Here is a 10889-nt window from a genome sequence, read left to right as displayed (position 1 = left end):
CAGACAGCTGACACTCGCCCCATGGTCTTCTACCGCGGCCTGATCTCCCGGTTGCACCCGTCCACGGGCCGCCACGCCAAGACCAACCGCTTCGACTGGTGGGCTCACTAATGTCGAGTTCCGCCGCTGAGATCCGGCACGCCGTTGAGAACCTTCTGGGACGGTATGCGGAGTACGCCGACGAACGCGACGCCGACGGCGTGAGCAGGCTGTTCGGCGAGGCGACTGTCCGGTTCGCCGGCACGGCTCTGAGTACAGCGGATGAAATTTCAGACCACTACGGCCGGATCTTCGCGGCGGCCCCGCCCAGCCGGCACCTGCTGACCAACATCATCGTCGATCATGCAGATCACACCGCCAGCGCCCGCTGCCGTTACAGCCGCTGGGCCATTGCTCCCGAAGCGCAACTGGTCGCCCTGGGCGACTACCGCGCCACCTTCACATCCTCGCCGGACGGCTGGAGGTTCACCTCCTTTGAAGTTTCCCGGGCCTGGCAGGCCTAACGGCCGCTGCGCCGCGTTTCAAACCCCCTTCCTACTTGTACAAAGGAATCCACATGATGTTCCCCTTGGCCCAGCACCCGGAGACCACACCCCGGGCACGGCCTCTCGATGGTGTCGTTGTCGCCGACTTTTCCAGGGTTTTGGCCGGCCCCTACGCCACGATGCTTCTCGCCGACATGGGTGCCGAGGTCATCAAGGTTGAAAGCCCGGCCGGTGACGATACCCGTTCCTGGGTTCCACCGGTCCGCCCTGACGGCGTCTCGACCTACTACGCCGCGATCAACCGCAACAAGAAGTCCGTCGTATTGGATTTCAAGGACTCCAACGACCTCGCCGCGGCACAGGCTTTGGCCGCCCGTGCGGACGTCGTCATTGAGAACTTCAAGCCCGGAGGCCTGAAGCGGTTCGGACTCGATTACACCTCGGTGAAGGAACGCAACGAGTCCGTCATTTACTGCTCCATCAGCGGATTCGGCACGGCAGAGGGCTCCTCACTGCCGGGCTACGACCTGATCGTTCAGGCGATGTCCGGGTTGATGAGCCTCACCGGAGGTCCTGAAGGGTCACCCTACCGGGCAGGAATCAGTGTCTTTGACGTGATGGCCGGCCTGCATTCCACGATAGGTATCCTTGCGGCCCTGCGTCACCGCGATCAGACCGGAGAGGGACAGAGCATTGAGACGTCGCTGATGGCCTCGGCCATGTCCGGGCTGGTCAATCAGACCTCCGCGTACGTTGCCGGCGGTGTCACTCCGCACCGGATGGGTAACGCCCATCCAAGCCTGTTCCCGTACGAGCCCCTCCCCACAGCTGACGACGATCTGATCGTCGCCGCGGGCAACAATGCCCAGTTCCGCAAGCTGTGCGTGGTCCTTGGCGTGCCGGAACTCGCCGATGACCCGCGGTTCGCTGAGAACAAAGACCGTACCGAACGACGTGAAGAACTCAGGCCCCTGCTCGTGGACCGGCTCCGGACCCAATCCGCCGGGTACTGGTTCGACAAGCTCAACGAAGCCGGTGTTCCCAACGGCCCGATCAACAGCATCAAACAAGGCGTGGAATACGCCCAGAAACTGGGCCTGGAACCCGTCGTGCAAGTCGGTGCCCCCGGCCAGCAGGTCCCCGGGGTTCGGAACCCCATCACCTTCTCCGCGACCCCGCCACAGTATGACCTGGCACCCCCGAAGCTGGGCGAACACACCGAGGAAATCCTCGCATGGCTTGCCGCACCGACCACTGCCGGTGCCTCGACGAAGGAAAAAGCATGACCATCACAGCAAACACACACGAACTGAACTTCCCCACCTCGCTCGGGACGTCCACCGCCACCGAAATCCGTCTGCTCGGGCAGGACCTGGCCTCGGACCTCATGGGCAAGGTCGGCTTTGGAGAGCTGGCTTTCTGGCTCGTCGCCATGCGCCGCCCAACCTCCGGTGAGGTGCGGGTCTTCGAATCAGTTCTCGTCGCCCTGGCCGACCACGGCTTCACGCCCACCGCGATAGCCGCCCGCCTGACTTACCTCAGCGCCCCCGACTCGATCCAGGGTGCCATGGCCGCCGGGCTCCTCGGCGGCGGTTCCCGATTCCTCGGTGTCACCGAGGACTGCGGCAAGTTCCTCGCCAACGTCTTGGCCGCCCATGAGGGCGCTCTGCCGGAAACTGACGATCAGTGGGACGAGCTCGCCCTTGAAGCCATCACCGCCCAACGCGCCCAGGGCAAGTTCGTTCCGGGTCTCGGGCATCCCAACCACAAGGACGGGGACCCGCGCACGCCCGTGCTGATCGGGATTGCACAGGAGGAAGGCCTGCGCGGACCCCATCTGTGGTTGTTCGAGGCCATCGGCCGGATGAGCGAGAAAGCCCTGGGCCGGAAGCTTCCGCTGAACGGTGCCGGGGTATGCGGGGCCGCGCTGGCTGATCTCGGTCTTCCCACCGATCTGCTGCGGGGGTTCGCGCTGCTGGCCCGGGCCGCCGGACTGCTCGGCCAGATCGCCGAAGAACGCCGGAACCCCATCGCGAACGACATCTACATGACCGTGGACCGCAACGCGGCCTACGTGAGCCCGGACAACGACTAGCCACACCACCGCGCTGCCAATGACGGCAGCGAAGATCACAGGGAGTAAATCATGGCAGAACTGACCGCCGTTTTGGCCAGTACCCACCACCCCTTCTACCTCAAGGCCACCACCGCGCCGGCCGAGGAACGGATGCCCCAGGCAGACGAATGGAAACGCAAAGTCGAGGCGTACCGCGAAACGCTCACCGCGGCCGAGCCAGACATTCTGGTCATGGTCGGAGCTGACCACTTCCACCAGTTCTTCCTGGACAACTACCCGACGTTCATGATCGGCAAGCAGCAGAAGTACGACGCGACGTTCTACAACGAGGAGCGCGAATTCGGGATCCCCAAGTACGTTCTCGATGGTGACGTGGATCTGTCGAACTTCATGCACCAGGGACTGTTGGATGAAGGGTTCGATTTTTCCTTCAGCCATGAACTGAAGATCGATCACTCCATCATCTGCCCGATCATCACCGTCCGCCCGGACGCCGACCTGCCCGTGGTGCCGATCTACACGAACATCTTCGCCCCTCCCCTGCCCTCACCCAAGAGGTTCTGGGATCTGGGCCGGGCCATCCGCAAAATCATCGACGCATACCCGTCCGATAAGAAGGTCGCCGCGATCGGCACCGGCCACCTGTCCCTGGAGCTGGGCGGTCCGCTGATGTTCGGCGAGCATGGCCCGGACCCGGAATTCGACGCTCAAGCCATCGAATGGCTCTCCACCGGCAACATCGAAGCGATCCTGGAAAACGTCACCCATGAATCCATGGCCGGATCCGGTAACGCCACCCACGGCTTCATGGACCTGATCCTCATGATGGGCATCGCCGGCCCCGAGAACGCCGACTACGTAGACCAGCTGGACCTCTATCACACACGTGAAATGTTCATGACCTGGTACCCAAACAAGAACGACAAGATGGCCGAAGCAGCAGCCCGGTCAGCCGCCGGGGTCGGCGCTGTCACCGGCCCGATGTACGCAGCAAAAGCAGGAGCGACGGCATGAGCAAGTACTACGTGAACAAGTTCCTCTACACCATCGACCGTGACCCCGAATGGGTCGCCCGGTACAAGGAGGACCCGGCCGCGACCATCGACCGGTGGGAAAAGGAAGTCGGCATCTGGCTCAACAGTGCCGAGAAGACCACATGGTTGTCCTTCACCGAAGAGGAACGCCGGGCGCTCATCGATTATGACTACGAGTGGCTCTTCGCTTACGGTGCGCACTTCTTCCTTTACCTCACGCTATTCATCGGGCTCTTTGCCGATGACTGGGCCGAGGAGAAAGGGCCGCTGTCCTACCAGTTGGAGTGGGCCAGGCGTCTCGCGCCGTGGATCGGTAAACCCTACCCGTCGGTCGCGCTGTAACCGGTGTCCCCAACCGGCTACGACAAGAAGGGAGATGGCACCAATGATTCTTGAACACGCGAAATTCACAATCCACCCCGGTCAGGAGCGGGCCTTCGAAGACGCCTACCGAAGCGTCCGGGTGACCTTGCTCCTGGCACCAGGGTGCCGTTCGGCCCAGCTGCACCGCAGCGCTGAACAGCAAGGTGTTTATCTTCTCCAGGTCGGGTGGGACACTGTCGCCCACCACACCGAACAGTTCCCGGACACCGACCAGGGCAAGGACGTCATTGCCACGTTCTCACCCTTTCTCGCCGCCGCCGACGTCACCCATTTCGACGCCGAAAGCCTCTGAGCGTTCCACCAGGCACCAGCGCTACCCACTACGAGAGAAAGAAAAGACATGACCCAGCAAGCGGTTAACAATGATGTTGCCTTCCTTCCGGGAAACCCGCCCGAAAACGCCGGGTGGCCTGGAGGCGAGTACTCCCGCACCGTTGTGGATGACATGCAGATTGACTACAACGTCAAGGTCCCGATGAGGGACGGTAAGAACCTTCTCGTGGACCTGTATCGTCCAGCGGAAACAACCACGGATCTTCCCGTTCTCGTCGCGTGGGCTCCCTACGGCAAACACGGCGCTCTCAGCTTCGCCGGATGGCCCGGTCATGACGTCGATCTGGACCAGCTCTCCAAGTACGCTGCTTTCGAAACACCCGACCCTGCCTTCTGGACCCGCAACGGCTACGCCGTGATCATGGCCGACGCACGCGGCGCATGGGGCTCAGAAGGCGATGTCACCATGTGCGCGCCCGAAGAAGCCGACGCATGCTGTGACCTCATCGAATGGGCAGGCGAACAGGACTGGAGCAACGGCAAGGTCGGCATGGCCGGCGTCTCCTGGTATGCCATCATCCAGTGGGCAGTCGCCGCGCGCCGACCGGCGCACCTGGCCGCCATCAACCCGTGGGAAGGATGGACGGACCTCTACAAGGAAGTCCTCACCCACGGCGGGATCCCCGAGACACAATTCGGCGCTGCCCTGGGTCCGCTGATCGCCAACACCCACGGACGTGTCGAGGACATCCTGACCAACAGCATGAACCACCCCTTCTACGACGAATACTGGCAATCCAAAGCACCGGATCTGGCCGCCATCGAGGTACCCGCCTACATCGTGGCGAGCTGGTCCGACCACGGCCTGCACACCAGGGGAACCCTCGAAGGTTTCCGCCGCATCTCCTCCAAGCAGAAGTGGCTCGAAGTGCACGGCCGGAAGAAGTGGCAGAACTTCTACGACCAGGACAGCCTGGCCCGCCAACGTGAGTTCTTCGACCACTTCCTCAAAGGGGAAGAAAACACCGTGGAATCCTGGCCCAAGGTCCGGATCGAAGTCCGCGAGCGAGCCTACTCGGGCGAAAACCGTGCGGAAAACGAATGGCCCCTCGCCCGCACCGAATACACGCCCCTTTACCTCGACACCGGCCGGGGAAGCCTCACAACGGACCCCGCCCCCGCCCCGGAAAACATCTCCTACGATGCCCAGTCCGGGAGGGTGGTTTTTGACCACACCTTCACCAAGGACACAGAAATCACCGGCTACACGAAGCTCCGGCTGTGGGTTGAAGCCCAAGGCTCCAACGACATGGACCTGTTCGTTGCCCTCAAAAAGATCGACACTGCGGGCAAGGAAGTGAACTTTCCGTTCTTCTCCACCTTTGACGACGGAAATGTTGCCCTGGGCTGGTTGCGGGTCAGCCGCCGGCAGCTCGCCGACGACTCACGGCCGGAACAACCCCGCTACACGCACCAAACCGAGGAACTGCTCACCGAGGGCGAGATCGTGCCGGTAGACATCGAAATCTGGCCTTCCAGCACGCTGTTCCGCACCGGTGAAACTCTGCGGCTCGTAGTCCAAGGCCATGATGTCAACAGCTACGAGCAGGGCTTGTTTGCTCAAGGGCACACCTACACCCGCAACAGTGGACGACACATCATCCACTCCGGCACCGGCCACGACTCACACCTGCTGCTGCCCATCATTCCCTAACCCTGTTGGGGTTGCTGCCACTCTCAAGGACAGCAGCAACCCCAACACTCCCCAACGCCCAAGAGAGACACGATGACCACCACCACTGCCAGGGCAGCAGAGATCTCCGACGATCCCACCACAGAGACCGGCAGCATCCCGACAACCGGGGAGACAACACCCACCCGCCACGGCTTCCGACGCACCGTCGTAGCGAACTGGCGCGAACTGCTCCCTGACGACACAGTCGTCCTCGTCGCCCCCAACAAGGAGTGCATCACCGGAGTCATCGACGCCGTCACCAAGGACGGCGCCTTTCTCTGGCTGCGTCAAGGCCACGGCAGGGGCCGACAGCTGTTCTACCGCTCCGACGGCTACAAAATCCTCGTCGACCCACGGACAACCTGACCCGGCCCAACCCAGCACCCGCCCCCCCAATACGAACAAGAGAGGGAAGCGTGGCCTTCCAACCCGTGACCACGGTCAAAGGCACCGCCGTGCCACTGAGGCGCAACAACGTCGACACAGACCAGATCATCCCGGCCGTCTACATGAAACGCATCACCCGAACAGGATTCGAAGACGGCCTCTTCGCCAGCTGGCGAAAAGACCCCGAGTTCGTGCTCAACCGCCCCGAACACGCAGGAGCAAACATCCTCATAGCCGGGCCCGACTTCGGAACCGGGTCTTCACGTGAACACGCCGTCTGGGCCTTGATGGACTACGGCTTCCGAGTCGTCATCTCCCCACGCTTCGCCGACATCTTCAAAGGCAACGCAGGAAAATCAGGTCTCCTCGCCATCCAACTGGGCCAACAGCACATTGAACAACTCTGGGAAACGGTGGAAGCACACCCTGCACGTCCCCTCAAGGTGGACCTGGACGCACAAACCATTTCGACTGGGGATCTCACTCTCGACTTCACTGTTGACCCCGACACCAGATGGCGATTGCTCAACGGCCTGGACGACATCGACCTAACGTTGCAACACCAAGATGACATCACTGCCTTCGAACAAACCAGACAGGCCTGGCTGCCCACCACGACGCAAAAATAGCCACCCTCCAGAAAAGAAGGAATACGCGGGGACACCCCGGCCGACCCAAAGACTCTTGGGCCGGGAGGCGAGCACTCGTTCGCAACACGAAACCTGAAAGTCAGGTGCCGCCTCCCGGCCCAAGCAGATGCTGGAGAATCGCGAACTCCGTTTGTCCCACTCCATGGGATTCGGGACGCTCCGAACAGCAACCCCGATGTACAGCAGGTCCTGATCTATTTCTACGAGCCCGCGAGCAATTGAATGGCGGCCGATTCTAGCTGCGCAAGATTCTTGTTGATCATGTTCAGTTTCGGTGAGCCGCAACCTGTGCGCCTCGGCGGACATCACCTGTGGAACTAACAGCGCCGAATGCCTTGCCGCCTTGAACTATTCTCAGTAGCTCGTGAATCCGTCAGCTTCCGACGCTACGCCGCCATGGAGCCGGGTGACTCTCGTTCTCGAGTCTTTTGCTGTGCAGGCACGCGCTCTCTACGTGTACGGAGTGCGCGAGTGGAGACGTACCAGGCGGCCTAGTCGATGTATTCCCTGTGATGCCCACCCCTGATCCCAGCCATATGGCTGATGAGTCAGGCATGACGGCCTCAACAACAGCAACGCCTTGACAGACATAGAAGAGTCTATTTCGCACTGTGGATGATGGTCCCTTCCCCTGCGCTGCAGGGGAAACGGCCCGTGGATCTCCGCCGCAGCAACAAGGCATCAGCCCTGCTCATGGAGCTCGACCGGACCTTTACAGGCAGAACGGCTTAATCGATATGGGGACGCCCGAACTAGCAGCGGCCAGCAGAACCTTCTGCGTCTATCTGCCCCAGCGCGGGGTTGCTGCGCGGGCCTTCATCGCACAGCACAACGCGTACCAGGACAGGCCGGTCAGACTCATACTTCCAGCTAACAGGCACAGCGAAGCTATGTTATCCGTCGGCAGGGACTGGCCGGTCACCATGAGAACAGCCGAGACCAGAATCAGAACACATGCGGCACTGGACCACTGGCGGAATGACCACCTGTGAAGTCGCGCGCCCGAACCATCGTGCCACCACAGCCGAGCGCGGCCCTTCAACGAAGCGGGCGCGATCAGCGGGTTGGTTTCCATACGCTCATCCTTGCATTCACCTCTGACATTTTGAGCTTCGCCGCCCCAACGGGTGACGAAGCCTGGGATATGGGAGTGAAAGTGACCCTGACCGTAGAGGCCGGCAACGGCGAACTCAGCCACGTCGAAGCCGAAGGCGAGACGTATGAGAAGGCCAAGGCGGCCGCCGAAGCATTGATCCCGGAAGGCTCCAAAGCCCTTGCCATCCGCACAAGCTAGCAAGCCCGAATGAGTCCTGAACAACGAACGGCAGTTGAGTCAGCTCAGCTGATAGCGGCGTTTTACAAGGACAACGGGTACCTGCCCACTCGGCACACTCCTGCCTCAGGGGAGCACAAACGCCTGGCGTCAGCTCTCGAGAGGCTGCGCCGGCTCGAAGCCGGCGGGACCCTCCCCGAAGACGCAGCCCGGATCCTGTACAGCGCCCATCCGCACTGGATGGACCGGTCCGAACACGCCACCGAACGCTGGCAACGCACGGCGCAGGATTTCATCTCATGGGTCCAGGGGAACGGCAGGTTCCCGAGCCAAACCGCCGAAGACGCTTCGGAACGGTTCCTGGGCAGGTGGCTGGTGCGGCAGCGTGAAGATGCGCGCCGGGAACGGTTCCCGTCCCGGGTCCGCGAGCTCGATGACCGGCTGCCTGAATGGCGTGAGACCTTTATCGATCAGGACAGGCACTCGTACATCGAGTCAGCCCAGCTCATCGCCGCCCACGTCCAGCGACACGGCACCCTGCCAGCCCCGGATGAAGAAAACAGCGAAACAGCACGCCTGGCGAAGGTTTTGCTCGTCCTGCGAAACCAGAAAAGGCGCGGCCTCCTCGCAAAAGAAGCCGTCCAGACGCTCGATGCGGCGTTCCCCGGGTGGTTGGACGGGATCACGCTCAACGTCGAACGGCACTGGCAAAAAAGGGCCGCTGAGTTCATCGAGTGGGTGCAGGACAACGACAGACGTCCGCACCGTAACGCCGCTGACCCCGCCGAACGTGCCCTGGCGGCATGGGTCGCAAGACAAAGAATGCACGCAAAGCAGGGCCAATACCCAGCCCGGATCAAGGAGCTGAACAAACGCATGCCCGGATGGGACCGAACACCCTAACTCCGGGGGCCGGGCAGGCAGGTCTACTTGTCGGCCCAGCGTTCGTGTGCGGCTTGGCGGCTGATCCCAGCCGCCCGACCGATATCCGTCCAGGAAGCGCCGGCTGCTTTCGCGGCCGCGACGGTCTTATCCAGGCGGTGCCCGGCCTGGCGGTGCTCCCTCGCAGCGGCCTCCACACCAAGGATTGCTTCAGATGGGGCAATGTGGGCAAGCCATTCCTCGTGAACAGCATCTTCTACGAGGCTAGAGACGAAGGCTGCTTCCCCTGGTGCAAGGTATTCCCTGCGCGCCTCAAAATCAGCTTCTGCAGGGGTGAGAACTCGTTGCCATAGTTCTCCGCGCCAGCCGCATTCGCAGGCTCCGCGCCAGTTCATGATCTTGTCGTCAGGAATGAGGTCCTGGTCGGGCGCGAAGTCCCCTCCTGATGGATAGTCCCCGGTGATCCCAAGGAACAGCATTCCTTCCCTGGTTGAAGTCGACGAGAGCCTGCCGTCCGGCGCAACCGACGCTACCCAGCCCTCGTGCTTGTAGTCGTTCGAGATCCAGCCCATGGCTTCATGCCTTCCTGTCAGGGTTTCCTGACAGAAGTCTCTCAGGGGCGTCTGACAATAACCAGAGCCGCGAAAAAGCAGGGGCTGCCGGGGAAGGTTCGGGTCTGCCGGGGTTTAGTGTTTGGTGTCCTTGGCTGGTGACTCGTTCTTGGATCCCGAGTCGCTGTCGCTGAACTTGCCGTCCTTGTTCTGGATCCGCACTTCGCCGTGTCCCCAGCCGGTGTTCTCCACGATTTCCTTGGCCCGTTTCTCAGCGGCCTTTTTCGTGGGTTCATGGGCGGAGACGCGTTTGGCGTCTTCTTTCTTGACGTCCCAGCCGCCGCGATCGTTGTTGGGGACTACGTACCGGTCGTTGTCGTTGCCTTTGGCCATTTCGATCCGCTCCTTGCCGACGTGAACTGATTTTGAGCCCAGCCTAACGGCCAATGGATGCACTGCCCCTTTATATGTGCCCGCTGAGTGGCAATCGTGACGGGAAAATTGAAAGATTTTTCTGGCGGTCGGGGTCCGTCACTCCGCGGGTTCAATCAACTCGGGTCCGTTGTTCCGGACACTGTTCACACGGGTGCTGACAATCCGCGGGGTCAGGGTCGGTTCCGGCAAGGAATCGAGCAGGTGATGGACCTCGGCTTTATCGGTCAGATTCGGGTCGAGCCATTCCGCGAAGCGCTCCTGCGGGATGATCACCGGAGAGCGATCGTGCACGTGCCCCAAAGCGTCCTGGGTCGTTGTAGTCAGGACTGTGCAGGTCAGCAGCCACCGTTCAGGATCGTCCTCGGGCAGCTCAGGATCGGGCCAGAACTCATACAGGCCGGCGAAGCCCAGCAACGGCTCTTTCTCCGAGTACAGATAGTTCGGGATCTTCTTCCCGTCCTCGGTCTTCTGCCATTCGTAGTAACCCTCGGCGGGCTTATCCGGTAATTCCGATGACCAGCCCGCTTTTGCCCAGGTCAGAGCGTCGAAGACGCGTCGTCGACGAACCAGGAGTGCGAAGGTCCCACTCTCTCAGAATGTGACGGCAACTCGCGCGCGTAAGTCAGGACACTAGAAGGAACCCAACACCGGTTCGCGTGCGGGCGCATTGGAGGTTGCCGGCAGGGTGCCGTGGACGAACGCCTGAATGGCCAGGACGGCCGC

Annotated in this window: 14 protein-coding genes; 11 read left to right on the top strand and 3 right to left on the bottom strand. The window is 61.7% G+C overall.

Annotation, left to right across the window (positions count from 1 at the left end):
- The first annotated feature begins 110 nt into the window (after window positions 1–110).
- The 11 genes from HP499_RS14850 to HP499_RS14795 all read left to right on the top strand — a co-directional run bounded on the left by HP499_RS14850 (window position 111) and on the right by HP499_RS14795 (window position 9201).
- Entirely contained in the window at window positions 111–503 is a 393-nt protein-coding gene (locus tag HP499_RS14850; RefSeq protein WP_172324928.1) for a nuclear transport factor 2 family protein, read from the top strand.
- 53 nt (window positions 504–556) lie between these two features.
- A complete protein-coding gene (locus HP499_RS14845; protein ID WP_216660025.1) occupies window positions 557–1771 on the top strand; it encodes a CaiB/BaiF CoA-transferase family protein in 1215 nt (404 codons plus the stop codon).
- Window positions 1768–2580 carry a citryl-CoA lyase gene (locus HP499_RS14840; protein WP_172324926.1) on the top strand — a complete coding sequence of 271 codons (813 nt, stop codon included), beginning with the start codon at window positions 1768–1770 and terminating at the stop codon, window positions 2578–2580. The genes HP499_RS14845 and HP499_RS14840 overlap by 4 nt, the downstream gene beginning before the upstream one ends.
- Window positions 2581–2631: 51 nt before the next feature.
- On the top strand, window positions 2632–3576 hold the full coding sequence (locus HP499_RS14835) for an extradiol ring-cleavage dioxygenase (protein ID WP_172324924.1): 945 nt from the start codon (window positions 2632–2634) through the stop codon (window positions 3574–3576).
- Complete coding sequence (locus HP499_RS14830) at window positions 3573–3938, top strand: hypothetical protein (protein WP_172324922.1); 366 nt, start codon at window positions 3573–3575, stop codon at window positions 3936–3938. Before HP499_RS14835 ends, HP499_RS14830 begins: the two co-directional genes overlap by 4 nt.
- 34 nt (window positions 3939–3972) lie before the next feature.
- Complete coding sequence (locus HP499_RS14825) at window positions 3973–4272, top strand: antibiotic biosynthesis monooxygenase (protein ID WP_172324920.1); 300 nt, start codon at window positions 3973–3975, stop codon at window positions 4270–4272.
- A 48-nt stretch (window positions 4273–4320) separates the two neighbouring features.
- Window positions 4321–5967, top strand: a complete 1647-nt coding sequence (locus tag HP499_RS14820) for a CocE/NonD family hydrolase (RefSeq protein WP_172324918.1) — start codon at window positions 4321–4323, stop codon at window positions 5965–5967.
- 72 nt (window positions 5968–6039) lie between these two features.
- Window positions 6040–6354 carry a hypothetical protein gene (locus tag HP499_RS14815; RefSeq protein ID WP_172324916.1) on the top strand — a complete coding sequence of 105 codons (315 nt, stop codon included), beginning with the start codon at window positions 6040–6042 and terminating at the stop codon, window positions 6352–6354.
- Between the two features lie 50 nt (window positions 6355–6404).
- Window positions 6405–7004 (top strand): 3-isopropylmalate dehydratase small subunit, encoded by a 600-nt coding sequence (leuD, locus tag HP499_RS14810; RefSeq protein ID WP_172324914.1) that lies wholly within the window; start codon window positions 6405–6407, stop codon window positions 7002–7004.
- Window positions 7005–8013: 1009 nt separating this feature from the next.
- Entirely contained in the window at window positions 8014–8319 is a 306-nt protein-coding gene (locus tag HP499_RS14800) for a hypothetical protein (RefSeq protein WP_172324906.1), read from the top strand.
- A gap of 9 nt (window positions 8320–8328) precedes the next feature.
- Window positions 8329–9201 carry a hypothetical protein gene (locus tag HP499_RS14795; protein WP_172324912.1) on the top strand — a complete coding sequence of 291 codons (873 nt, stop codon included), beginning with the start codon at window positions 8329–8331 and terminating at the stop codon, window positions 9199–9201.
- Window positions 9202–9224: 23 nt separating this feature from the next.
- On the opposite strand, the gene HP499_RS14790 is transcribed toward HP499_RS14795, so the two are convergent.
- The 3 genes from HP499_RS14790 to HP499_RS14780 form a co-directional block, all read right to left on the bottom strand.
- The gene (locus HP499_RS14790; protein ID WP_172324910.1) at window positions 9225–9752 is read right to left on the bottom strand and encodes a hypothetical protein; all 528 of its coding nucleotides are present in this window, start codon (window positions 9750–9752) and stop codon (window positions 9225–9227) included.
- A gap of 114 nt (window positions 9753–9866) precedes the next feature.
- Window positions 9867–10124 carry a DUF2188 domain-containing protein gene (locus HP499_RS14785; protein WP_172324908.1) on the bottom strand — a complete coding sequence of 86 codons (258 nt, stop codon included), beginning with the start codon at window positions 10122–10124 and terminating at the stop codon, window positions 9867–9869.
- A 138-nt stretch (window positions 10125–10262) separates the two neighbouring features.
- Complete coding sequence (locus tag HP499_RS14780; protein WP_256378444.1) at window positions 10263–10706, bottom strand: SOS response-associated peptidase; 444 nt, start codon at window positions 10704–10706, stop codon at window positions 10263–10265.
- Window positions 10707–10889: the final 183 nt, after the last annotated feature.

It is taken from the genome of Paenarthrobacter sp. CM16 (assembly GCF_013179505.1).
In the GTDB taxonomy this organism is placed as follows: Bacteria; Actinomycetota; Actinomycetes; order Actinomycetales; family Micrococcaceae; genus Arthrobacter.
The sequence above is the reverse complement of the archived record's forward strand: the minus strand, read 5'-3'. Positions and strand labels throughout refer to the sequence as shown.

What these genes read in the sequence shown, in the direction of transcription:
- HP499_RS14850 (WP_172324928.1), top strand. Translation starts at nt 111, where the DNA reads ATGTCGAGTTCCGCCGCTGAGATCCGGCACGCCGTTGAGAACCTTCTG.
- HP499_RS14845 (WP_216660025.1), top strand. Translation starts at nt 557, where the DNA reads ATGATGTTCCCCTTGGCCCAGCACCCGGAGACCACACCCCGGGCACGG.
- HP499_RS14840 (WP_172324926.1), top strand. Translation starts at nt 1,768, where the DNA reads ATGACCATCACAGCAAACACACACGAACTGAACTTCCCCACCTCGCTC.
- HP499_RS14835 (WP_172324924.1), top strand. Translation starts at nt 2,632, where the DNA reads ATGGCAGAACTGACCGCCGTTTTGGCCAGTACCCACCACCCCTTCTAC.
- HP499_RS14830 (WP_172324922.1), top strand. Translation starts at nt 3,573, where the DNA reads ATGAGCAAGTACTACGTGAACAAGTTCCTCTACACCATCGACCGTGAC.
- HP499_RS14825 (WP_172324920.1), top strand. Translation starts at nt 3,973, where the DNA reads ATGGCACCAATGATTCTTGAACACGCGAAATTCACAATCCACCCCGGT.
- HP499_RS14820 (WP_172324918.1), top strand. Translation starts at nt 4,321, where the DNA reads ATGACCCAGCAAGCGGTTAACAATGATGTTGCCTTCCTTCCGGGAAAC.
- HP499_RS14815 (WP_172324916.1), top strand. Translation starts at nt 6,040, where the DNA reads ATGACCACCACCACTGCCAGGGCAGCAGAGATCTCCGACGATCCCACC.
- HP499_RS14795 (WP_172324912.1), top strand. Translation starts at nt 8,329, where the DNA reads ATGAGTCCTGAACAACGAACGGCAGTTGAGTCAGCTCAGCTGATAGCG.
- HP499_RS14790 (WP_172324910.1), bottom strand. Translation starts at nt 9,752, where the DNA reads ATGGGCTGGATCTCGAACGACTACAAGCACGAGGGCTGGGTAGCGTCG.
- HP499_RS14785 (WP_172324908.1), bottom strand. Translation starts at nt 10,124, where the DNA reads ATGGCCAAAGGCAACGACAACGACCGGTACGTAGTCCCCAACAACGAT.